Here is a 22,253-nt window from a genome sequence, read left to right as displayed (position 1 = left end):
GCAATACCGCCGGCTTCACCACGCGTCTCGCCCATCGAAAAAAGTGGCGCAACCGCCCGTCGCCGCTAGAAAAAAACGTAAATTGTTCTAATCTTTATACAGTAAGACAACATAATTCCGACAGTGGCTAAGGAGTTCGAAATGGGTGATAGCTCAAAAGACGGCGTAATTCTGCTGTCCCGCATATTGCTGATGATTCTGTTTATCATTTTCGGCTGGATGAAACTGGTCAACTTCGGTGCGACCGTCACGGCGATGGAAGGTTACGGCACGCCGATGCCTTATTTGGCGGCGATCGTTGCCGTGGTGGTGGAGTTTATTTTCGGCATCGCGCTTATTCTCGGCCTGTTTACTCGCCCTATCGCGGTCATTTTCGCCCTCTATGTTTTGGGCACCGCGTTTATCGGCCATCCATTCTGGAAAATGACCGGTATGGAAATGATGGGCAACGAAATCAACTTCTTTAAAAACATCAGCATCATTGGTGGTTTGCTGTTGCTGGCGGTGACCGGCGCCGGCCGTTATTCGCTGGACTATAAAATATTTAATAAATAATTCATCGATGGCCGGCGATATTCGCCGGCCATTTTATTTCGGCAATCCTTTCAACGGCTGCGCTTGGCGTGGCGCTCAAAGTTTTCCGCCCTGGCCTGCGCCGATTTACGCAGCGTGACGTAGCAGGCGCCCTCGCCGCCGTCGCGCGGTAAGGCGCGGCAAAACGCCTGCACCTGTTCAAACTGCGCCAGCCATTTGGCGACGTAACTGCGCACGATATTCGGATGGCTGTCGTTCTGCCGCCCATGGCCATGCACGATCAGCAGCGAACGCAGGTTTTGCGCCTCCGCCTGCACGATGAAGCGAAACAGCGCCTGCCGGCTGGCTTCAACCGGCTGACGCAGCAGGTTCAGCGACGCCTGCGGCGGGTAACGCCCGTTGCGCAGCTTGTCCAGCACGCCCTGCTGAATGCCTTCCCCTTTGAACTCCAGCGGCTGTTCGCAGGGGATCACCTCGAGAAAATCGGTGCTGAGGAAGTTTTCCTGCCGCAGCCGCTGTGCTTCGCGCCGCGCGCTTTTGTCCACCGTCTCCTGCGGCCGGAGGTGCAACGTCTGCCGCCCGTTCGCCAGCGGCACCACGTCCGCCATCGCCTGTTCAAAAAAGTCTTTTTCCTGCTCGCTCATGTTCCACCTCTCTTGAACGGCAGCCTTTACGGCCGGGAATGGGGTCGATTGTAAGACGCCTTGCCACGGTTGCAAGCCGGGAATTGTCAGTGGCATGTGTCTCATTTGTCGTCAACGGGTGAGCTTGCGAACAGTTTTCGCTATACTGCTAAGCCATCATTGAGTGCCGCAAAGGATCGAGCCCATGACAATGCGCGAGCTGGAAATCCAGTTTCAAAATGCGATGAATGAGTTGCAGAGCAGCTTCGAACGGCAACACCGCGAATGGCAGCAGAGCTACCAGGCGCTGCAGCAACTGCTGGAAGAAGCCAAACAGCGCGAAGCCGCGCTGCGGGCGCAGAATGAACAACTGGCGCGCAAACTGAGCACCGCCAGTTCGGTGCCGGAACAACATGCGCTGGTGAAGCAGATCAAAATGCTTGGCGCCCATCTCGACGCGTTGGCCAAAGACGCGGCCACCTTTAACCACCATCTGCGCCAGCAGAGCGCGGTCGGTAATTTCAGCGGCGAACAGCATTGATAGCGGGCGCTGTCGCACAGCGCCTCTCCCTCTTCTGGCGTATTGAGAGTGTAATAAAGCCTAAATGACCTGGATCATCCTCGCCGTCCTGATCGTCGTATTTATTATCGGTTACCGCATTCTGACGTCCGACGCCCGCAAAGCCATCGATTCGCTGGCCCATCTGCTGAGGGTCAAACCGATGCTGATCGAATCGATGATCCAGGAAATGGGCGGCCGCCAAAGCCAGACCTTTATCCGCATACTGAACAACGGCTACACCGAAGAGATGCACCAGGCCGCTTACCTGCTGTTCATCTATCTGACGTTCATCAAACAGGCGGACGACGAACAGATTGCCCTGTGGCGCGACGTGCTGCTGCGCGCCGGGCTGTCGCCGGAGCTGCACGCCGAGCACACCGAAGCGGCGCTGTTTTACTTCGCCGAGCTGGATATCGATGCATTTGAACTGGCGCAGTTCCGCCGCGCCTACAATGAGCGTTTCAACCGCGAAGCGTTGGCCCACGGCTGATCGCGTCCCCCGGGCGGGGGACCGATTACAGGAACATGCTGTAGAGGTAGCGCGACAGCGCTTCGCGCGAGCTGAAGCCGTGTGCGATGCCGTAACGCAGGTTCGGGGCGTCGCTGCTTAAATCCAGGGGAAACTCCAGATACTGCTCGCTGGTGCGCACCGGGGAGGTCGGCGTGGCGAAATGCACGCTTCTCTCTTTCAACGCCGGGTGGATCACCAATGCGGTTCTGCCCATCCGCGCTTCGCGATTCACATACACATAATGCGTACCCTTGCGGTAGCCATAGGCCTGATCGGTGACATAATCACGCTCAAAGCCGGTATTCTCCAACACTTTAGCCACTTCATCCGGCCGTAAATACATCGATTCCTCCTCTCATTCTGGACCGCTGAGCGACCTTACCGTAATCATTCACCGAAACAACGATTTTCTGGGGAGGAATCCGGGTTTCGGACTATTCCTGAATCAGCGCCGGCTGCGCTGCAGCAGGCGCAGGGTGAGCAGCACCCCGAGCGCCACCAGCAGTGCCGCCGCCAGATAGATCGACGGCACGCCCGCTTGCCCAATCAGCAGCCCGGCCAGCGGGCCGGTGATGCCCAACGCCAGGTCGAGGAACGCCGAATAAGTGCCGAGCGCCGTGCCCTGGTTCTGCGGCGGCACCTGTTTCACCGCCTCAACGCCCAGCGCCGGGAACACCAGCGAAAAACCGGCGCCGGCCAGCAACGCGCCGGTTTGCACCATCCAGGGTTCGCCGGCCTGCCAGATCAACAACAGCCCGACGATCTCGACCAGAAACGATGCCAGCGTCACCTTCAACCCGCCGTGGCGGTTGATGACGTTGCTGAAAATCAGGCGGATGCCGACGAAGGCGCAGCTGAACAGCGTCAGCGAAAACGCCGCGCCGCTCCAGCCCTTGTCGGCGTAGTAAAGGGTGATGAACGTGGCGATGACGCCGAAGCCGACGGTGCCCATAGCCAGCCCGAGACCATAGGCCCAGATGCGGCCGAACACCGCGCTAAAGGCGATGCGTTGCCCGGCGGCGATCGAGACGTCCGGCTTGCCGCTCGCCAACAGCAGCGCCACCGCGACCGCCAGCACGATCAGCGCCGCCACTCCGGCCAAGCCCCACTGCTGATTCAGGTACACGCCGAGCGGCGCGCCGGCCGCCATCGCCCCGTAGGTGGCGACGCCGTTCCAGGAAATCACCCGTGCGGTGTGCATCGCCCCGACCCGGCCGATGCCCCACAGCGTGGAACCGGTGCTGGCGAAGCTTTCGCCGACGCCGAGAAACACCCGCCCCACGCACAGCAACAGCAGGCTGAGCCACGGATAACCGTCAACGCCAAACGCCAGCGCGTAAAACAGCCCGCTGGCGCCGCAGCACGCCAGGCCGAACAGCACCACCTTCTTCGGCCCCAGCTGATCGGCGTAGCGCCCGGCATGCGGGCGGCTGAACAGCGTGGCGAAGTACTGCGCGCTAATGATAAGGCCCGCCAGCACCGAGTTGTAGCCCAGGTGGTCATGCACAAATCCCGGCAGCACCGCCAGCGGCAGGCCGATGGTCAGATAGCAGACGAAGGTGAACATCACCACGGACAGAATGCGTCGGTTCAGCTGGAAGTTATTTTCTGCGGTCATCGAAGGTGGCTCGCATCGGACGAGGTAGACGAAGCCCTCCAGCATACCCCGATGAGATTTGATGATAAATGAGAGAGTGATAACGAATTATTATTTCGCTAACGGTTTGCCGCCACCCGCACGCGCAGAAAATCGATAAACGCCCGCACCTTCTCCGGCACATGGCGGGTATTCGGGTAGAGCGCATAGATGCTCTGCTCGGGGAAACGGTGATCCGGCAGCAACCGCTGCAGCCTGCCGGCGTCGATCTCGGGCTGCGCCAGCCACGCCGGCAGCAGCGCCACGCCGCCGCCATGCAGGGCGAACGCCAGCAATGCCGCAGCGCTGTCGCCGGTGAGCATCGCGGCGTCCGCCACCTTGAACAGCACCGCTTCGCGCTGCGGCGTGACCACCTGCCAGCTGAGCGGCGAACTGAGCCGGCTGTGGGCAATCCACTGCGCCTGCGCCAGATCCGTCAGCGAATGAATCGGCCGGTCGGCCAGATAATCCGGCGCCGCCACCGGAAAAATGGCGAAGCTGTCGATCAAGGCCGCGCGGTGGCTGGAATCCGCCAGCTGGCCCAGGCGGATCGCCACGTCGAAGCGCTCCGAAATCAGATCGGCATGATAAGAAGAAGAGACATGCTGGATGCGCAGGCGCGGATGCTGGCGCGAAAAAGCCACCAGCGCCGGCGCCACCACCTGCGTGCCGTACTCCGGCGTGCTGGTGATGCGCAGCACGCCGCTCAGCCCGTGATGATCGCGGCGCACGTCGTCGAGCACGTTCTCCGCCTCCTGCAACAACTGCAGGCTGCGCTGGTAGAAGCGTTCGCCGGCATCGGTCAGCGATAATCGGCGGGTGCTGCGCGCCAGCAGTGACACCCCCAGTTCGTTCTCCAACTGCTTGACGTTAAAGCTCACCACCGCCTTGGTTTGCCCCAGCGCCACCGCCGCTGCGGTAAAGCTGCCCGCCTCCACCACCGCCGCGAAGATCGCCAGGCGCTGCAAATTCAGCATTTCGCTGCCCTTATTGTCAAAATCATTTTGACAGTGTAATCGCCCGCCGCCGATTTATCCGCACTTTTCCCCCCGCTACACTGCTCGCCTTCAACCGGAGGCACCATGTCTTATCGCAGCAAAGTGGCAATCGTCTATCTGCTCGGCTTTTTCGTCGATCTGATCAATATGTTTATCGCCAACGTCGCCTACCCCGCCATCGGCCAGGCGATGCGAGCATCGGTCAGCCAGCTGGCGTGGGTCAGCAACGGCTATATTCTCGGCCTGACGCTGGTGATCCCGCTCAGCGCCTGGCTGGCGCAGCGCATCGGCGGACGGCGGGTGTTTCTGCTCTCGCTGGCGCTGTTCATGCTGGCCACCCTCGGCGCAGGCAACGCCGACAGCATCGGCGCGCTGATCGGCTGGCGCACCCTGCAGGGCATGGGCGGCGGCTTGCTGATCCCCATCGGCCAGACGCTGACCTATCAGCTGTATCGCAGCCATGAACGCGCCGGGCTGTCGGCCGCCATCATGTTGGTCGGGCTGCTGGCGCCGGCGCTGTCACCGGCGCTGGGCGGCTGGCTCGTCGATCGGTTGGACTGGCGCTGGGTGTTTTTCGCCAACCTGCCGCTGGCGGCTCTGGCCCTGGCGCTGGCGGCGCTGTGGCTGCGCGCGGAAGCGCCGACGGCGGCGCGTAAACCGCTCGACGCCACGGGGCTGCTGAGCGGCTGCGCGGCGCTGACGCTGCTGCTGCTCGGCCTGACCCGGCTGAGCGAGGCCGGCCATCAGGTTTCCGGCGCGGCGCTGCTGGCCGCCGGTCTGCTGGTGCTGGCCTATTATTTGCGCCATAGTCTGCGCACCCCGCAGCCGCTGCTGAACCTGCGGCTGGTCGGCGATCCGCTGCTGCGCAACGCCATGACGATTTATTTGTGCATTCCCGGCCTGTTCATCGGCGTCAGCCTGGTGGCAATGCTGTATCTGCAAAACCAGCTGGGGATGCCCGCCGCACAGGTTGGCGGCCTGATGCTGCCCTGGGCGCTGGCATCGTTCCTGGCCATCACGCTGACTGGCAAAACCTTTAACCGCCTCGGCCCGCGGCCGCTGCTGATCGTCGGCTGCCTGCTGCAAGGCGCCGGCATGCTGACGCTGGCGCAGATCGATCAGGCCGGGCAGCACGCGTTGCAGATCGCCGCCTTCGCCCTGATGGGGTTCGGCGGCAGCCTGTGCAGCAGCACCGCGCAGAGCAGCGCGTTCCTGCAGATCCCCGACGCTCAGTTGGCGGACGCCAGCGCGCTGTGGAACATCAACCGCCAACTCAGTTTTTGCCTCGGTGTGGCGCTGCTCAGCCTGCTGCTGAATCTGCTGCTGGCCGTGTTGCCGCCCGCGGCGGCTTACCGCACCTGCTTCATTCTGGCGGGCGCCAGCGTACTTATCCCGCTGCTGCTGTGCCTGCGCCTCGCCAACCGCGCCATCGTGCGCCAATTCAACGCTCAACAGGATGCTTTATGAACCCGTATTTTACCGAAGTGATCGACGCCCACATCGCCATTGAACGCTGGCTGGGCAAAGGGGCCGGAGAAGAGCAGGCGCTGCTGGCGCGCTTTACGCCGGATTTCAGCATGATCGCGCTGAACGGCGCCCCGCAGGATTTCACCGCGCTGTGCGCTTTTTTCCGCGCGCATCGCGCCGCCAAACCGGGACTGGAAATCGAGATAGAAGAGATGAAGCTGGTGGCCGAATGGCCGACGGGCGCGGTAGTCAGCTACCGGGAAAAACAGAGTCTGCCGGGACAAAGCGCTACGCTGCGCTACTCCACGGTGGTGTTTGAACGCCAGCTCAACGCGCTCGGCTGGCGGCATTTGCATGAAACCGCCGCGGCGCAATGATCACAGGAAGCTGCCGGCCAAAAACAGTTCCCAACCGACGATCACCCCGCACAGGGTTACCGCGCTGAAAATGACTTCAAACAGATAGCGATTGATCATCGTGCGTCGCCTCAAAAGAAGACACCCGGAAGAACCGGGTGTCTGGAGTACGGACTGGAGCGTGCGGAACCTTTCGGTTCCGCAAACATCACTTAATTATGCTTTTTTACCGGCTTTTTTGTGGTGTTTTTTAGCGGCCTGAGCTTTCTGCACTGGCGCTTTTTTGTGGTGCTTTTTAGCGGCCTGGGCTTTCTGAGCCGGCGCTTTTTTGTGGTGCTTTTTAGCGGCCTGAGCTTTCTGGGCTGGCGCTTTTTTGTGGTGCTTGGCTTTCTTGTGGTGCGTCGCTTTAGCTGGCGCTTTTTCAGCAGCCGCCGCTGGCGCAGCGGTAGTGGTGGTGGTGGTCGCAGCTGGCGCGGTGGTGGTAGCCGGAGCAGTAGCTGCAGTATCAGCAGCGAAAGCAACAGAAGACAGACCCATAGTGGCAGCAACGATCAGCGCTAATACTTTTTTCATCTTTAAATCCTCAGAGTGTTGTTTCGGTAAGCTCCGGTGGAGCCGTTGAAACAGATACTAGTGGAATCAAACCGCCGCTTCCGTGAGTGATTGGTTTCGCCGAGTAACCAAATGTACAAAGCCCAGGCGCCGGCAAACACCTGCGTGACGGCGGTTTTTTTCCGTGATCGGCCACGCAAATCTCGACATGGTCTACACTTAAAAGACATGTGTCGAAATGGAGAGCTGAATGTTTAAGAAAGCGGAAAGAACAGAACGCGACATCGATCAGGACGTCACTCTGTTGGCCGATACGCTGGATGAAGTGTTGCGCGAGTCCGGTGACAAGACCAAAGAGGAACTGAAAGAGCTGCACAGCAAGGCGAAAGGCGTGTTGCGCGACGCCCGGGCGCGGTTCAATGGCTCCACCAGTCTGACACAGCATGCGCGCGACGCGGTCGATCAAGCCGACAGCTATGTGCGTGACAAACCTTGGCAGGGCGTAGGGATCGGTGCCGCTGTCGGCATCGTGCTCGGCGTGCTGCTGGCCCGGCGTTAACACCCCTGCAGTCATAAAGATAAAACAGATGTGCGTCTGGCCCGCGGAAATCGCGGGCCGTTTAATTTGCGTGTTTAAACAGCTGCGCTAGCCCCTGCACCGCCCGCTCCGCCTCCTCTCGCCGGCTGAAATTGGCGAACCCCAACAGTAACCCCTGCCCCGCCGGACTGTCGATGCGCCAGTCTGAGAGCGCCTGCACCGCCAGCCCCTGTTGCCACGCCTGCGCCGCCAAGGGCGCATCCGCCATGTCGTCGCACAGCCGGGCCAACAGCTGAATGCCCCCTTGCTGCGGCACCACCGTCAGCCACGCCTCCAGTCGCCGTTCCAGCGCCTGCGTCAGCCACTCGCGCCGCTGGCGGTACAGCGGCCGCATGCGTTTCAGGTGGCGGTAGAAATGCCCTTGGCGGATGAAATCCGCCACGCTTGCCTGCAGCAGCGGTGGGCAGCCGCAGCCGCGCAGCCGGCTGCTGCGCGCGAATGCCGCCGTCAGACCGGCGGGCACCACCAAATAAGCCATGCGCAGCGCCGGGAACAGCGTTTTGCTGAAAGTGCCGGCGTACAGCACCCGCCCCTGAACGTCGAGGCTTTTCAGCGGCGGCAATGGCCGCCCGTGATAGCGAAATTCGCTGTCGTAGTCATCCTCGAGGATCCAGGCCCCGCGCTGCTGCGCCCAGTCGAGCAGCGCCATCCGCCGCGCCAGGCTGAGCGAGACGCCGAGCGGGCTCTGATGAGTCGGCGTGACCACCGCCAGCCGCGCCTCGGGCTCAGTCAGGATCCCGGCGGCGATGTCCATGCCCTGTTCATCCACCGGCACGGCGACCGGCCTCACGCCGGCGGCCCGCAGTAGCGGGCGCGTAACCGGATAACCGGGATCTTCAATCCATACCGCGTCACCGGCATGCAACAGCGTCTCCACCACCCAGTCCAACAGCGCCGGGTAGCCGGCGCAGAGGAAAATCTGCTCCGGCTGGCAGCTGATGCCGCGCGACAAATGCAGATAATGGGCGATCGCCTCACGCAGTTCAGGCAGGCCGCCGGCCGGCGGCAGCGCCAGGGAAGCCACCGTAGAACCGCGCAGCTGGCGGGCGACAATGCGCTGCCACAGCGCACGTGGAAACGCATCCAGCGCCGGCACGCCCAGTTGGAAAGGCTGCAGCATGCCCTGCGGCTGCAGCGGATCGGGCGCCACCGCCGGCAGCGGCGGTTCAGCGGATGCCGCCCCCTGCATGGGCGGCAACTGCGGCGAGACATAGGTGCCTGCCTGCCCCCGGCTCAGCAAGAAACCTTCGGCGATCAGTTGAGCATAGGCGCTTTCCACCGTGGCGCGCGCCACGCCAAGATCGCTCGCCAACCCGCGCACCGAAGGCAGCCGGCTGCCCGCCGCCAGGTTGCCCTGGGCGATGGCGTCTTTGATTCGCAGATAAATCTGCCGGTACAGCGGTTCGGCGAGCCGGCTGTCCAAACGCAGCGAGGTCAGGAAAGTTGGCATCATGGCCCGGTTAAATAATCATTTTATGGCCCTATAGCATAGACCATAAGGCCGCTAAAGTAGCGGCATGATTTCGTTACTATCGATTGAGGTTGACCATGATTAAGCCACGTTTGAATTACGCCGAGCTGGCGCCCGCCCCGTACAAAAATATGGTGAGCGCGCTGATGGCGCTGGAGAAAGGCGCTCTGGACAAAGCGACCATCGAGTTGATGTTTATGCGCGTTTCGCAGATCAACGGCTGCGCCTACTGCCTGGACATGCACGGCAAAGCGCTGCGCGAAAGCGGCTTCGGCCACGCCAAACTCGATACGCTGGCGGGCTGGCGCGTCAGCCATGAATTCAACGAGCGTGAACGCGCGGCGCTGGAATGGGCCGAGTCGGTGACGCTGATCGCCGCCACCGGCGCGCCGGACAGCGCTTTTGAGGCGCTGAAAGCGCACTTCAGCGATACAGAGATCGCCGATCTGACCTTCGCCATCAGCATCATGAACGCCTTCAACCGGCTGGCCGTCAGCATGCGCCAATAATGCGTTCGCCTCCCCCTCTTCTCTGAGAGGGGGGAATTTCCCACCCGCAAAAAAATTTTCCCCTCGCCTTCCCAGCTCCGACGCGGTCTGCGCGCAAAACCCGACAAAACACCATATATAGCGTGGTTGATAAAACAGATATCAACATATAGTATTTTATAGGTCAGCCGCAGGGAATGTCGTTCGGTTGATAACGCCGTCAGAAACGCCAGGAACGATGCTCCGTTATCTGACTTGTCCGCCTTTCCTTCAGCCTAAAGGTAAATGCGAATCATGAGCATTATTATTTACAGCAAGCCGGACTGTGTCCAGTGCAACGCCACCTATCGCGCATTTGATAAGCAGGGGATTGATTATCAGGTGATCGATCTCACCCAGGATCAGCAGGCGCTGAACCACGTTAAATCATTAGGTTATCAGCAGGTTCCGGTGATTATCGCCGGTGACGATCACTGGTCCGGTTTCCGTCCGGACAAAATCGGCGCGCTGGCGCTCACCTGCTGAGGCTCGACGATGAATCCGCTGGTCTATTTCTCCAGCAGTTCGGAGAACACCCACCGATTCGTTGAGAAACTGGGCCTGCCGGCGATCCGCATTCCGATCGCCGGCGCCCGCAGCAAATTGCTGATGGAACAACCCTATATCTTGATCGTGCCCAGCTATGGCGGCGGCAGCGCCGTCGGCGCGGTGCCGATCCAGGTGATCCGCTTTCTCAACGTTCCGCAAAACCGTTCATACCTGCGCGGCGTCATCGCCGCCGGGAACACCAACTTCGGCGCAGCGTACGGCATCGCCGGCGACATCATCGCCAAAAAATGCCAGGTGCCTTTTTTGTACCGCTTCGAGCTGCTCGGCACCGCGCAAGACGTTGAAAACGTTCGACAGGGAGTAACCGCATTTTGGCAACGACAGAACTGACCAGGCCCGAGACGGGCGCGCTGGATTACCATTCGCTCAACGCGATGCTCAATCTTTACGATGCGGAAGGCCGGATCCAGTTCGACAAGGATCGGCTGGCGGCGCGGCACTACTTCCTGCAGCACGTCAACCAAAACACCGTGTTCTTCCATAACCTGGAGGAAAAGCTGCGCTATCTGGTGGAAGAAGGCTACTACGAGCCGCAGGTGCTGGCGCAGTACGAGTTCCCGTTTATCAAGCAGCTGTTCCAGCAGGCCTACGCCAAAAAATTCCGCTTCGAGACCTTCCTCGGCGCCTTCAAGTACTACACCAGCTATACGCTCAAAACCTTCGACGGCAAGCGCTATCTGGAACGCTACGAAGATCGGGTGTGCATGGTGGCGATGACGCTGGCGGCGGGCGATACCGCCCTGGCGCAGGATCTGGTGGAGGAGATGATTTCGGGCCGCTTCCAGCCGGCCACGCCGACCTTCCTCAACTGCGGCAAACGCCAACGCGGCGAACTGGTCTCCTGCTTCCTGCTACGCATCGAAGACAATATGGAATCGATCGGCCGGGCGGTGAACTCCGCGCTGCAGCTGTCGAAACGCGGCGGCGGCGTGGCCTTCCTGCTGAGCAATATTCGCGAAGTGGGCGCGCCGATCAAGCGCATCGAGAACCAGTCTTCCGGCGTCATTCCGATCATGAAAATGCTCGAAGATGCCTTCTCCTACGCCAACCAGCTCGGCGCACGCCAGGGAGCCGGCGCGGTATATCTCAACGCCCACCACCCGGACATTCTGCGTTTTCTCGACACCAAGCGGGAAAACGCCGACGAGAAGATCCGCATCAAAACGCTGTCGCTGGGGGTGGTGATCCCGGATATCACCTTTGAGCTGGCGAAGAACAACGAGGAGATGTACCTGTTCTCGCCCTACGACGTCGAGCGGGTGTATGGCGTGCCGTTTTCGGAGATTGCCGTCAGCGAGAAGTACCGCGAGATGGTGGACGACAAGCGCATCCGCAAGTCGCGCATCAATGCGCGCGAATTCTTCCAGGTGCTGGCGGAGATCCAGTTCGAATCCGGCTACCCGTATGTCATGTTCGAGGACACGGTCAACCGGGAGAACCCGATCGCCGGTCGCATCAACATGAGCAACCTGTGTTCGGAGATCCTGCAGGTCAACCGCGCCAGTACGTATCATGAAGATCTGAGCTACGATCGCATCGGCAAGGACATCTCCTGCAACCTCGGCTCGCTGAACATCGCCAAAACCATGGACGCGCCAGACTTCGGCAAAGCGATCGAGACCGCGATCCGTGCGCTGACCGCGGTGGCCGACATGAGCGACATCCGCTCGGTGCCGTCGATCGCCGAAGGCAACCGCAGCGCCCGCGCCATCGGTCTGGGCCAGATGAACCTGCACGGTTACCTGGCGCGCGAGCGCATCTTCTACGGCTCGGAAGAAGGCATCGACTTCACCAATCTCTATTTCTATACCGTGGCCTATCACGCCATCCGCGCCTCGAACCGACTGGCGATCGAACGCGGCGGCGCGTTCGACGGCTTTGAGCACTCACGCTATGCCAGCGGCGAGTACTTCGACAAATATACCGAACGCGACTGGCTGCCGCAGACCGAGCGGGTGCGCGAGCTGTTCGCCGCCGCCGGCATCGCCATTCCGGGGCGCGACGAGTGGCGCGCGCTGCGCCAGTCGGTGATGATGCACGGGCTGTACAACCAGAACCTGCAGGCGGTGCCGCCGACCGGCTCCATCTCGTACATCAACAACGCCACCTCCAGCATTCATCCGATCGTTTCGCGCATCGAGATCCGCAAGGAAGGCAAGATCGGCCGCGTTTACTACCCGGCGCCTTACATGACCAACGACAACCTGGCGTATTACCAGGATGCCTACGAGATTGGCCCGGAGAAAATCATCGATACCTATGCCGCCGCCACGCAACACGTCGATCAGGGGCTGTCGCTGACGTTGTTCTTCCGCGATACCGCCACTACCCGCGACATCAACCGCGCGCAGATCTACGCCTGGCGCAAAGGCATCAAGACCATTTACTACATCCGCCTGCGCCAGATGGCGCTGGAAGGCACCGAGGTGCAGGGCTGCGTGTCCTGCTCGCTGTGAGGCAACTTATGACGACCGTAACATCGGCGCCGCTGGTGCGCGCCATCAACTGGAACATCATCGAAGACGACAAGGATCTGGAGGTGTGGAACCGCCTGACCTCCAACTTCTGGCTGCCGGAGAAGGTGCCGCTGTCCAACGATATCCCCTCCTGGGCCACGCTGACGCCGAAGGAGCAGCAGCTGACCATTCGGGTGTTCACCGGGCTGACGCTGCTGGACACCATCCAGAACACCGTCGGCGCGCCGGCCCTGATCGCCGATGCGCTGACGCCGCACGAAGAGGCGGTGTACTCCAACATCAGTTTTATGGAGGCGGTGCACGCCCGCTCTTACAGCTCAATCTTCTCCACCCTGTGCCAAACGCCGGACGTGGATGACGCCTATCGCTGGAGCGAGGAAAACCGCGCGCTGCAGAAGAAAGCCGGCATCATTCTGGCGCACTACCGCAGCGACGATCCGCTGTTGAAAAAAGTCGCCAGCGTGTTCCTCGAGTCGTTCCTGTTCTATTCGGGCTTTTACCTGCCGATGTACTGGTCCAGCCGCGCCAAGCTGACCAACACCGCCGATCTGATCCGCCTGATCATTCGCGACGAAGCGGTGCACGGCTACTATATCGGCTATAAGTTCCAGAAAGGGCTGGAGAAGGTGGACGCCGCGCGGCGCCAGCAGGTGAAAAACTTCGCCTTCGATCTGCTGCAGGATCTGTACGACAACGAGGTGCGTTACACCGAGGAGCTGTACGACGGCGTCGGCTGGACGGAAGACGTGAAGACCTTCCTGCACTACAACGCCAACAAGGCGCTGATGAACCTCGGGTATGAAGCGCTGTTCCCACCGGCGATGGCGGAGGTCAACCCGGCGATCCTGTCGGCGCTGTCGCCGAACGCCGACGAAAACCACGATTTCTTCTCCGGTTCAGGGTCGTCTTACGTCATCGGCAAGGCGGTCAACACCGAGGATGAGGACTGGGATTTCTGAGGACATGACAACGATACCGGTCTTTCAGGCCGGTATCGTGCATTCAATACCCTTGTTCTTTCTGACTGCGGATCGCCAGAACAAATGCCGTATCGATATCAGGGATATATTTGTAGAGCGCCAAATAACCGCGAGCTTGCTGCCCAATAATCAATTCACGCAGCCCTGCGCCAAGGGACCGTCCGATCAATGGATTATGTTCCAATACCGCAACCGCCTGGATGATTTCCTGAATGCGCCGCCCTGAATCCGCGGCAGCATACTGAGCCAAATGAGCGAGAATACGTTCTATATCATCCCTGACCTCTGGCGCCAACTCGACATTTGCCATCAGCGCCCCAGTTTTTTAACGGCAGGTTTAACCGCAGCGGTGTTACCCGCAGCGTAATTTTCCAAATAACCGCGCATCTCTTTCCAAGAAACCGTCTCTCCCGTCGCAATTATCTTGGCATAGCGTTTTTCCGCTTCATTCTCAAAGTCGCGGCGCAACTCTTCTTGCTGCGTTTTCTCCGTTATTGCCTGCAAAATAAAGCTGTGAGACGTCACGCCAGTCTGCTCGGCGACGGCGGCCACGCGGGCTTTAAGCTCATCTGGAATACGGATGGTCGTCGTAGACATAAGCGCTCCCAACGTCGGTCTGTTACATGTAGCTCAATTGTGCTACACGAAGTCTGACAGCGCAATAACACTGAGGATTATTTCACCCATTGACGCAACTCTAGCCGCCGCCAAATAGCGCGTTTCTCCGTGTCGCTGGCGGTCGGCCAGGCGGCGATCTCCGCCCGCGTGCGCCGGCATCCGCGGCACTGCTGGGTTTCGTCGTCGATCCGGCACAGGCTGACGCAGGGCGATCTGACGCCAGGATAGGATTGCTGAGTGTGGCCCGCCATACGTTGCCCTTGATGTGATATGTTCCGCCACAGGATACCCGATCCGGCGGCGGCGCGTCGCCAATCAGATGATGCCGCCGTTGGCGCGTAAGGTTTGGCCATTGATCCAGCCGCCGTCGGCCCCGGCGAGAAAAGCCACCGCCGCGGCGATATCCTCCGGCGTGCCCAGGCGCTCCAGCGGCGCCATCTTCGCCAGCCGCTCGATAAGCTCCGGGGTTTTGCCGTCGAGGAACAAGCCGGTGGCGGTCGGCCCCGGCGCGACGGCGTTCACCGTGATATTGCGGCCGCGCAGCTCTTTCGCCAGCACGCTGGTCAGCGCTTCGATCGCCGCCTTGCTGGCGGCATACATGCCGTAACCCGGCTGCAGCAACCCCACCACGCTGGAAGAAAAGTTGATGATGCGGCCGTTGTCGCGCAGGCGCTTCGCCGCCTCGCGCATCGCATTGAAGCTGCCTTTCAGGTTGATGTCGAGCAGGCGATCCGCGTCTTCATCCTTCATGTCCGCTATCGGCGCCAGCGCGATCACCCCGGCGTTATTGACCAGCACGTCGACGCCGCCAAACGCCTGTTCGGCGCTGTCGAACAGCCGGGTGACCGCAGCCGCATCGCTGACGTCGGCCTTGACGCTCAAGGCGCGGCCGCCGCGCTGTTCTATCTTGCGCACCAGCTCATCGGCCGGCGCCGGGTTGCCTGAATAGTTGATGATGACGGTAAAGCCATCGGCGGCCAGACGCTCGGCAATGGCCGCGCCGATGCCACGGGATGCGCCGGTGACGATGGCGACAGGAGGCGTTTTCTGGTTCATCGGGAGATCCTTAAAGAAAGCAACGGGCAGAGCGTTAATCATGCACTGTTTATCACGGCGAATCAGCCCCGCTTTTCTGGCATCATAATCCCAAATTATCGAACAATGCCGCTGGGCTCTATTCGATGGCCGCCCAACGGGCGGCCATGTCCATTACAGCGCGCCGTAATTCAGCGGCACCCAGGTGTAACCGTCGCCCTGGCGGTTCAGATACCCCAACCCCGGGAACGACAGGTGTGCGCCGCCGACCAGCTCGTTCTGCCGCGCGCTGTCGCCAAATATCCGCAGCCGCTGAGCGACCGCCGCCTTAGCGTCGCTGTCAAAGCTGATAGCCACCTTAGGATGCGGCAACTGCACCGCCGCCACGTGGATCAGATCCCCCAACAGCAACAGCTTCTTGCCCTGGCTGGTCACCTGATACACGCTGTGCCCCGGCGTATGGCCGTGAGCGGCGAAGGCGGCAATGCCCGGCGACAGTTCGCCGTCGCCGCTGAACGGCTTAAAGTGGCCGGTCGCCTGGTACGGCTTGATCGCCGCCTGGGCCCGTTCGAAGTTGCTTTTACTCTCTGCTTTGGCCTGTTTCAGTTGGTCCGCGCTCAGCCAGAAGTCCGCGTCCTGGCTGGCGGCGCGCACCACCGCATTGGGGAATGCCGCCTTGCCGTCGTGCGTCAGGCCGCCGAGGTGATCCGGGTGCATGTGGGTCAGGTAGATTTCATCCACCTGCTCCGGCTGGTAGCCCGCCGCGCGCAGGTTATCCACCAGCTTGCCCAGGCCGTCGCCCAGCAGTTGGCCGGCGCCGCTGTCAATCATCACCAGCTTGTCGCCGGTGTTGATCAGATAGGCATTGACCGAGGTGACCACCGGCAGGCTTTGATGCCGCTCGGCCAACCCGGCGGCGATCTGCTGCGGCGTACTGTTCAGCAACAGCTTGTCCGCCGGCAGGCGAATGATGCCATCGGACAACGCGGTCACTTCAAAACTGCCCAGCATGATGCGGTAGAATCCCGGCGTCGGGGTTTTGGCCTGCGGCGCGGCGGCCCCGGCCTGTAATGACATAACGGCCAGCGCCGCGCCCAGCAGACAACGTTTCCAGAACATGATGACTCCTTGCGAGAATTGAACAGCGCTAAGTATTGACGCAAAAAGCCCGATGCGCCTGTTTAATAAATGCCTTTGATAAATATATAAATAATATATTTATTGTGAATAATTTTGTTTGCCGCCCCACACAACCCCAATCAATATTTTCTCGTTCGCCACTTGGTTATTTTCCTTACTCCCTAAACCACGAGTAAGGAAATAACATGAGCTATCAATTCGAAAACCTGGTCTTTGAAGGCGGCGGCGTAAAAGGCATCGCCTATGGCGGCGCGCTGGAACTGCTGGAAGCCAAAGGCATCATGCCGCAGATCAAGCAAACCTCCGGCGCCTCGGCGGGCGCCATCGCCGCGCTGCTGGTCGGCCTGGGCTGCAGCTCAGCGGACGTCACCAAAATTCTGTCGGCGATGGATTTTAAAAAATTCCTCGATTATAACGGCGGCTTTTTCGGTACGATCCAGGACGCCTATCGCCTGTTCAATCAATACGGCATCGCGCCCGGCGATTATTTCTATCAATGGTCGCGCGATATTATCAAGCAATATACCGGCAACCCGGATATTACCTTCGAGCAGTTCGAAGCGATGAAGGCGGCGAAAGGGTTCAAGTCGATTTACTTTATCGGCGCTAACCTCAACAGCGGCCAACGCGAAGTTTATTCGCACCGCACTACGCCGCGCATGAAAGTAGCGGACGGCCTGCGCATTTCGATGTCGTTCCCGTTCGCCTTCGTAGCGAAGAACAATACCCTGGGCGATCTGTGCATCGACGGCGGCATGATCGACAACTATCCGGTGCGGCTGTTCGACTATGACTTCTCCGCCACGCCGCCTTACATCGACAGCGCCAGCCAGCGCATCAACACCCGCACGCTGGGCATTCGCCTCGACTCCGCCAACGAAATCGCCCAGGCCGCCGGCCAGGCCGGCCCGCGCACGCCGGTCAACAACCTGTTTGATTTCACCCTGGCGGTGGCCAACGTGATGCTGGACATCCAAACCAAGGTGCATCTGGACAGCGATGATTGGAAACGCACCGTGTATGTCGACACGCTCGACGTCGGCACGCTGGAGTTCGGCATCAGCGAGGAGAAGAAACGCGCGCTGATCGAATCCGGCCGCCGCGGCGTAGAGCGCTACTTCGCTTGGTACGACACCGCCATGAAACAGGCGGCATAACCGGCGTTTCCCCTGCCCGCGCGTCTGGCCGGCGCGCGGGCAAAAAAAATCCCCGCGGGGGCGGGGAAAGGCAAAGTAACGCTAAGGATTTATAGGAGTTATACGAAGAACTTGGCCAACACCAGCAGCGACAGCGAGACGTTGATAGCGCCACCGATACGGGTTGCGATCTGGGCGAACGGCATCAGCGACATGCGATTGCCGGCGGTGAGGATCGCGACGTCGCCGGTGCCACCCTGCCCGCTCTGGCAACAGGAGACGATCGCCACGTCGATAGGGTGCATGCCGATTTTCTTGCCGACGAAGAAACCGGTCGCCACCAGCGCGCTGACGGTCGTGACGATCACGATCAGATTCTGGACGGTGAACGCATCCACCAGCTCCTGCCACGGCGTGATGGCCACCCCGACCGCGAACAGGATCGGATAAGTCACGGCGGTGCGGAAGAATTTGTACACCATCTGCGAACCTTCCTGAATGCGCGGCGACACCCCGTGCGCCAGCTTCACCGCTACGGCGGCGAACAGCATGCCCACCGGCGCCGGCAGGCCGATCAGACGGTGCAGCAGCATGCCCACCATATACAGCAGGATAGCCAGCAACGCGCCGCAGGCGATGGTGCTGACGTCCACCTTGCCGCTGATTTTTTCCACTGCGTTCATGTTGCTGTCGCCCTGCTTGCTCGGCATCAGGTTGCCTTCGCCGGTCAGGTGCGGATAACGCTTGCCCAGCTGGTTGAGCAGGCCGGCGATGACGATAGCGGTCAGGCTGCCGAGCATCACGATCGGCAGAATGCGCCCCAGCGCCACGCCCTGCTCCATGTGCAGGATCGCCGCGTAGCCCATCGACAGCGGGATCGCCCCTTCACCCACGCCGCCGGCCATGATCGGCAAGATCAGGAAGAAGAAGATCTGGAACGGCTCCAGGCCCAGCGCCATGCCGACGCCCATCCCCACCAGCATGCCGACGATCTCGCCGCACAGCATCGGAATGAAGATGCGCAGGAAACCCTGGATCAGCACCTGGCGGTTCATGCTCATGATGCTGCCGACGATGATGCAGCAAATGTAGAGATAAAGAATGTTGGTCGATTTGTAGAACTTGGTGGTCGACTCCACCACCACGTCCGGCAACAGGCCATAGTGCACCAGCGCGGAAGGAATAAAGGTGGCGCAGATCGCCGCCGCGCCCATTTTGCCGATCAACGGCAGGCGTTTGCCGAATTCGCCACAGGCGAAACCGAAGAACGCCAGGGTGGCCACCATCACCACGATATCGCTCGGCAATTTGCCTTCCAGGCAGTCGAGCAGAATCAATACGCCGGCCAGAATAAAGAACGGTAACGGAATAATCCCTACTTTATAATTGTCCAGTATCCGCCACCATTTCTCACGCAGAGGAATATCGGCGGTCTTGTCTTTGGCTACGAGGTAAGAATCATCTGTTGTGCTCATAATCTGGCCTCTTATTAGTTTGTTCAGCCATCATAGAGAAGCGCACGGATTATCTGCTGTGATTATGTTCAAAGTTAAAAAGGGTTTTTAATGGTGGTTATGGTTTCTATGGGGTTAATTAAGATTATGTAAAAACTGGCGTGGTTTTAATGGTGTTAATACCGTTTTTATTTTAAAGCTTATCAATTTTATCGCAGGCGAACAATTCTCGTCCGATCCACTCTAATCCCGTGTGAAGGATCACAAGTTGATCGGGCGCAATATTACAGACCCCGCTTCTCGTGATAGGGTAAGGCTTCAGGATCTCTTTACGGTGAAGCTCCGCCATGCGCCTCAAACTCTCATTTCAAATCAAGCTGTTTCTGTGCCTGGTGGCCTTCTCCTGCCTGCTGCTGACCTGTATCGGCGCCTACACCTATTACCAGTTGGATGCGCAGCTGCACCGCGATCTCGGCGCCCGCGCCCAGGTGCAGGCGCGGGAAATCGCCCTCATTCCTTCGCTGGTGGACGCAGTGGAAAAACACGACGCAGCCAGAATTGCCGCGCTGATGAAAAAAATCCGCGCCAGCAGCGACGCCAGTTATATCGTCATCGGCGATAGTCATGCCCGCCACCTTTATCATTCCGAATACGAAGGCCGCTTGGGCACGCCGATGATCGGCGGCGATAATAAAGAGGTGCTGGAAGGGAAAAGCATTATTTCCATTCGCAAGGGCGGCATTGGCGTTTCATTGCGCAGCAAGGCGCCGATCCTGGATGAAAATAATCACGTGATCGGTATCGTTTCCGTCGGCTATTTGAAATCGCACATAGATAATTTAAATGCCAGGACGTTGACGCAAATTATCGGCTCCATCGTCCTGCTGCTGATCGCCCTGTTCGTCTTTTCCTGGCTGCTGTCGAAAAACCTCAAGCGCCAGATGTTCTGGCTGGAACCGAAAGAGATCGCGCTGCTGGTGCGTCAGCAAAAAGCGCTGCTGGAAGCCATTTATGAGGGCGTGATCGCCATCGATCCACAGCAGCGGATCATCACCATCAACCATGCGGCGCGCGAGCTATTGGATCTGCACCAGCCCGCCGCCAGTTTGCTGGGCCGGCCGATCGGCGACGTGATCCAGGCGCAGCCTGACTTCTTCGCCGCCGCGCAACTGGGCCAGGATACGCACGACGAGGTGTGCCGCTTCAACCACGTGCGGGTGATCGCCAGCCGGGTGCGCATCATGCAGGAGCAGGAGCTGCAAGGCTGGGTGATCAGCTTCCGCGACAAGAACGATATCAATACCCTGAGCAGCCAGCTCAGTCAGGTGAAACGCTATGCCGACAACCTGCGCATCATGCGCCACGAGCAGCTGAACTGGACCGCCACGCTGGCCGGGCTGTTGCATATGCAGCGCTACGACGAGGCCATTCGCTATGTGGAAGCCCAGTCCGAGGGCGCACAGGAGATCCTCGATTTCATCTCGCAGCGCTTCAGTTCGGCGGCGCTGTGCGGCCTGCTGCTGGGCAAATATTCCAGCGCCAGAGAAAAAGGCATCGAGCTGCGCTTCGATCCGGCCTGCCAACTGCGGCAGATCCCGGCGGCGCTGAATGAGACCGAACTGATGTCGATCGTCGGCAACCTGCTGGATAATGCGGTGGAAGCGACGCTGCACTGCCCGGCGCCGCACGACGCGATCGAACTCTATATCAGCGATGGCAGCGACGAGCTGGTGATCGAGGTGGCGGATCGCGGCACCGGCATCGCCGAGGAGATTCGTGATACGCTGTTTGAACAGGGCGTCACCACCAAAGCGGATAAAAGCGACCACGGCATTGGCCTGCATCTGGTCGCCAGCCATGTGGCGCAGGCGCACGGCAGCATAGAAGTGTCGGACAACGAGCCGCACGGCGCGATATTCTCTATATTTATCCCTAAATAAAACCCATAACCCGATTTTTTGAGCACCCGATTATGTCACACCTAACACTGGACGTTCTGATCGTGGAAGACGAGCCGCAACTGGCGACGCTGCACGCGGAGTTCATCGAGAAAAATTTCAACCTGCGGGTGGTGGCTTACGCCGCCACGCTGGCCGAAGCGCGGGCCAAAGCCAACGAGCATCAGCCTCGGCTAATCCTGCTGGATAACTTCCTGCCGGACGGCCAGGGCATCGAGTTGATGGAAGAACCGGCGGTGAAGAATCCCGCCTGTTCGGTGATCTTCATCACCGCCGCCAGCGACATGCATACCTGCAGCCAGGCGATCCGCAACGGCGCCTTCGATTACATCATCAAACCGGTGTCCTACAAGCGGCTGCGCAATTCGCTCGAACGCTTCATGCAGTTCGTGCAGACCCAGCGCACCTTCAAGATCATCGATCAGGACAACGTCGATGCGCTGTATAACCTGCAGTCGAAACAGTTCTCCAGCGAGCCGAGCGCCAAAGGCATCGAAACCAACACGCTGGAGCTGGTGCAGGCGCTGTTTATCGCCCAGCCGGCGGTGGCGCATGCGGTGGAAGACGTGGTTGAGCAAGTCGGCATCAGCAAGACCACCGCTCGCCGGTATCTGGAATATTGCGTCGCCACCCAGTTCGTGCGGGTGGAGATGCTGTACGGCAATATCGGCCATCCGCGGCGGCTGTATCGCAAGGCCTGAGGCTGCCATCTGGCTGTCATACTCAGGCGATAACATGACGCTCGACGATATCCCCCTCGATATCGGCACCTGTCGTTAAAACTGATGAAATACTGATGACTTTTACCCGGCCTCTGGTCGGGTTTTTTATTATCCGAACGGCAGGCGCGGCGCCAAAATATCTCTCTGCGCCACACCGTATTATTTTCCCAAAAACCAAACCATTATGCCGAATAATGACCGTCAATTTTGAGTCACGGGCCAAATTACCATAACTAATTAAAACCTTGATGTAAACCACTAATATCCCATTTAAATGACATTGAGGGTTGTCTCAGATATTCACTGTGTTAGGGTAAAAAGCTCTTTT

27 protein-coding genes are annotated in these 22,253 nt (G+C 59.8%); 14 read left to right on the top strand and 13 right to left on the bottom strand.

The window, feature by feature from the left end; all coding sequences use genetic code 11:
• Positions 1 to 141: 141 nt before the first annotated feature.
• A complete protein-coding gene (locus AC2CGQ_RS00225) occupies positions 142 to 555 on the top strand; it encodes a DoxX family protein (protein WP_004928980.1) in 414 nt (137 codons plus the stop codon).
• A 50-nt stretch (positions 556 to 605) separates the two neighbouring features.
• Here the strand turns inward: AC2CGQ_RS00225 and smrA are convergent, their stop codons facing one another.
• Complete coding sequence (gene smrA / locus AC2CGQ_RS00220) at positions 606 to 1,178, bottom strand: DNA endonuclease SmrA (protein ID WP_075686641.1); 573 nt, start codon at positions 1,176 to 1,178, stop codon at positions 606 to 608.
• Between the two features lie 184 nt (positions 1,179 to 1,362).
• Between smrA and AC2CGQ_RS00215 the strand changes: the two genes are divergently transcribed.
• A complete protein-coding gene (locus AC2CGQ_RS00215) occupies positions 1,363 to 1,698 on the top strand; it encodes an MbeD/MobD family mobilization/exclusion family protein (protein ID WP_004928976.1) in 336 nt (111 codons plus the stop codon).
• Between the two features lie 64 nt (positions 1,699 to 1,762).
• Complete coding sequence (locus AC2CGQ_RS00210) at positions 1,763 to 2,209, top strand: DUF1198 family protein (RefSeq protein ID WP_484593374.1); 447 nt, start codon at positions 1,763 to 1,765, stop codon at positions 2,207 to 2,209.
• Positions 2,210 to 2,234: 25 nt separating this feature from the next.
• Here AC2CGQ_RS00210 and AC2CGQ_RS00205 read toward each other — a convergent pair whose 3' ends face one another.
• The 3 genes from AC2CGQ_RS00205 to AC2CGQ_RS00195 form a co-directional block, all read right to left on the bottom strand.
• A complete protein-coding gene (locus AC2CGQ_RS00205; RefSeq protein ID WP_004928971.1) occupies positions 2,235 to 2,573 on the bottom strand; it encodes a DUF2002 family protein in 339 nt (112 codons plus the stop codon).
• 102 nt (positions 2,574 to 2,675) lie between these two features.
• Positions 2,676 to 3,848: an MFS transporter gene (locus AC2CGQ_RS00200; RefSeq protein WP_171454613.1), complete on the bottom strand. Its 1,173-nt coding sequence runs from the start codon at positions 3,846 to 3,848 to the stop codon at positions 2,676 to 2,678.
• Positions 3,849 to 3,946: 98 nt separating this feature from the next.
• Positions 3,947 to 4,843: a LysR family transcriptional regulator gene (locus AC2CGQ_RS00195; protein ID WP_484593373.1), complete on the bottom strand. Its 897-nt coding sequence runs from the start codon at positions 4,841 to 4,843 to the stop codon at positions 3,947 to 3,949.
• Positions 4,844 to 4,948: 105 nt separating this feature from the next.
• Here AC2CGQ_RS00195 and AC2CGQ_RS00190 point away from each other — a divergent pair, with 105 nt between their 5' ends.
• Positions 4,949 to 6,331, top strand: coding sequence for an MFS transporter (locus AC2CGQ_RS00190; protein WP_484593372.1), 1,383 nt, complete (start codon positions 4,949 to 4,951; stop codon positions 6,329 to 6,331).
• Complete coding sequence (locus AC2CGQ_RS00185) at positions 6,328 to 6,708, top strand: DUF4440 domain-containing protein (protein WP_033632281.1); 381 nt, start codon at positions 6,328 to 6,330, stop codon at positions 6,706 to 6,708. Before AC2CGQ_RS00190 ends, AC2CGQ_RS00185 begins: the two co-directional genes overlap by 4 nt.
• 195 nt (positions 6,709 to 6,903) lie before the next feature.
• On the opposite strand, the gene asr is transcribed toward AC2CGQ_RS00185, so the two are convergent.
• Positions 6,904 to 7,260 carry an acid resistance repetitive basic protein Asr gene (gene asr / locus AC2CGQ_RS00180; RefSeq protein ID WP_033632280.1) on the bottom strand — a complete coding sequence of 119 codons (357 nt, stop codon included), beginning with the start codon at positions 7,258 to 7,260 and terminating at the stop codon, positions 6,904 to 6,906.
• A gap of 229 nt (positions 7,261 to 7,489) precedes the next feature.
• Here asr and AC2CGQ_RS00175 point away from each other — a divergent pair, with 229 nt between their 5' ends.
• Positions 7,490 to 7,798, top strand: a complete 309-nt coding sequence (locus tag AC2CGQ_RS00175; RefSeq protein ID WP_004928950.1) for an ElaB/YgaM/YqjD family protein — start codon at positions 7,490 to 7,492, stop codon at positions 7,796 to 7,798.
• A gap of 61 nt (positions 7,799 to 7,859) precedes the next feature.
• Here AC2CGQ_RS00175 and pdxR read toward each other — a convergent pair whose 3' ends face one another.
• Entirely contained in the window at positions 7,860 to 9,290 is a 1,431-nt protein-coding gene (gene pdxR, locus AC2CGQ_RS00170) for a MocR-like pyridoxine biosynthesis transcription factor PdxR (protein ID WP_336956255.1), read from the bottom strand.
• 95 nt (positions 9,291 to 9,385) lie between these two features.
• Between pdxR and AC2CGQ_RS00165 the strand changes: the two genes are divergently transcribed.
• The 5 genes from AC2CGQ_RS00165 to nrdF all read left to right on the top strand — a co-directional run bounded on the left by AC2CGQ_RS00165 (position 9,386) and on the right by nrdF (position 13,841).
• Complete coding sequence (locus AC2CGQ_RS00165) at positions 9,386 to 9,817, top strand: carboxymuconolactone decarboxylase family protein (protein ID WP_099982236.1); 432 nt, start codon at positions 9,386 to 9,388, stop codon at positions 9,815 to 9,817.
• 273 nt (positions 9,818 to 10,090) lie between these two features.
• Positions 10,091 to 10,321 (top strand): glutaredoxin-like protein NrdH, encoded by a 231-nt coding sequence (gene nrdH, locus AC2CGQ_RS00160; protein WP_004928934.1) that lies wholly within the window; start codon positions 10,091 to 10,093, stop codon positions 10,319 to 10,321.
• A gap of 9 nt (positions 10,322 to 10,330) precedes the next feature.
• Positions 10,331 to 10,735 (top strand): class Ib ribonucleoside-diphosphate reductase assembly flavoprotein NrdI, encoded by a 405-nt coding sequence (gene nrdI, locus AC2CGQ_RS00155; RefSeq protein WP_015378865.1) that lies wholly within the window; start codon positions 10,331 to 10,333, stop codon positions 10,733 to 10,735.
• Entirely contained in the window at positions 10,717 to 12,861 is a 2,145-nt protein-coding gene (gene nrdE / locus AC2CGQ_RS00150; RefSeq protein WP_015378866.1) for a class 1b ribonucleoside-diphosphate reductase subunit alpha, read from the top strand. Before nrdI ends, nrdE begins: the two co-directional genes overlap by 19 nt.
• 8 nt (positions 12,862 to 12,869) lie before the next feature.
• Positions 12,870 to 13,841, top strand: coding sequence for a class 1b ribonucleoside-diphosphate reductase subunit beta (gene nrdF, locus AC2CGQ_RS00145; RefSeq protein ID WP_004928917.1), 972 nt, complete (start codon positions 12,870 to 12,872; stop codon positions 13,839 to 13,841).
• Between the two features lie 43 nt (positions 13,842 to 13,884).
• Here the strand turns inward: nrdF and AC2CGQ_RS00140 are convergent, their stop codons facing one another.
• The 5 genes from AC2CGQ_RS00140 to AC2CGQ_RS00120 all read right to left on the bottom strand — a co-directional run bounded on the left by AC2CGQ_RS00140 (position 13,885) and on the right by AC2CGQ_RS00120 (position 16,634).
• Positions 13,885 to 14,172, bottom strand: coding sequence for a type II toxin-antitoxin system RelE/ParE family toxin (locus AC2CGQ_RS00140; protein WP_033632277.1), 288 nt, complete (start codon positions 14,170 to 14,172; stop codon positions 13,885 to 13,887).
• Positions 14,172 to 14,459: a CopG family ribbon-helix-helix protein gene (locus tag AC2CGQ_RS00135; protein ID WP_033632276.1), complete on the bottom strand. Its 288-nt coding sequence runs from the start codon at positions 14,457 to 14,459 to the stop codon at positions 14,172 to 14,174. The genes AC2CGQ_RS00140 and AC2CGQ_RS00135 overlap by 1 nt, the downstream gene beginning before the upstream one ends.
• A 77-nt stretch (positions 14,460 to 14,536) precedes the next feature.
• Positions 14,537 to 14,731, bottom strand: coding sequence for a DUF1289 domain-containing protein (locus tag AC2CGQ_RS00130; protein WP_072010089.1), 195 nt, complete (start codon positions 14,729 to 14,731; stop codon positions 14,537 to 14,539).
• A 64-nt stretch (positions 14,732 to 14,795) separates the two neighbouring features.
• Positions 14,796 to 15,536 carry an SDR family oxidoreductase gene (locus AC2CGQ_RS00125; RefSeq protein ID WP_033632275.1) on the bottom strand — a complete coding sequence of 247 codons (741 nt, stop codon included), beginning with the start codon at positions 15,534 to 15,536 and terminating at the stop codon, positions 14,796 to 14,798.
• Between the two features lie 153 nt (positions 15,537 to 15,689).
• On the bottom strand, positions 15,690 to 16,634 hold the full coding sequence (locus tag AC2CGQ_RS00120) for an MBL fold metallo-hydrolase (protein ID WP_033632274.1): 945 nt from the start codon (positions 16,632 to 16,634) through the stop codon (positions 15,690 to 15,692).
• Positions 16,635 to 16,840: 206 nt separating this feature from the next.
• Between AC2CGQ_RS00120 and AC2CGQ_RS00115 the strand changes: the two genes are divergently transcribed.
• Positions 16,841 to 17,812, top strand: a complete 972-nt coding sequence (locus AC2CGQ_RS00115) for a patatin-like phospholipase family protein (protein ID WP_484593371.1) — start codon at positions 16,841 to 16,843, stop codon at positions 17,810 to 17,812.
• Between the two features lie 98 nt (positions 17,813 to 17,910).
• Here the strand turns inward: AC2CGQ_RS00115 and AC2CGQ_RS00110 are convergent, their stop codons facing one another.
• Positions 17,911 to 19,266, bottom strand: coding sequence for a 2-hydroxycarboxylate transporter family protein (locus tag AC2CGQ_RS00110; protein ID WP_172574911.1), 1,356 nt, complete (start codon positions 19,264 to 19,266; stop codon positions 17,911 to 17,913).
• 326 nt (positions 19,267 to 19,592) lie between these two features.
• On the opposite strand from AC2CGQ_RS00110, the gene AC2CGQ_RS00105 reads away from it, so the two are divergent.
• Positions 19,593 to 21,185, top strand: coding sequence for an ATP-binding protein (locus AC2CGQ_RS00105; protein WP_044030620.1), 1,593 nt, complete (start codon positions 19,593 to 19,595; stop codon positions 21,183 to 21,185).
• Positions 21,186 to 21,217: 32 nt separating this feature from the next.
• Positions 21,218 to 21,904 (top strand): response regulator, encoded by a 687-nt coding sequence (locus AC2CGQ_RS00100; RefSeq protein ID WP_033632270.1) that lies wholly within the window; start codon positions 21,218 to 21,220, stop codon positions 21,902 to 21,904.
• A 22-nt stretch (positions 21,905 to 21,926) separates the two neighbouring features.
• On the opposite strand, the gene AC2CGQ_RS00095 is transcribed toward AC2CGQ_RS00100, so the two are convergent.
• The gene (locus AC2CGQ_RS00095) at positions 21,927 to 22,184 is read right to left on the bottom strand and encodes a hypothetical protein (RefSeq protein ID WP_126180864.1); all 258 of its coding nucleotides are present in this window, start codon (positions 22,182 to 22,184) and stop codon (positions 21,927 to 21,929) included.
• Positions 22,185 to 22,253: the final 69 nt, after the last annotated feature.

This window comes from Serratia sp. DFXYC6 (assembly GCF_057196085.1).
Note: the sequence above shows the minus strand (reverse complement) of the source record. Positions and strands in the feature narration are given on the sequence as shown.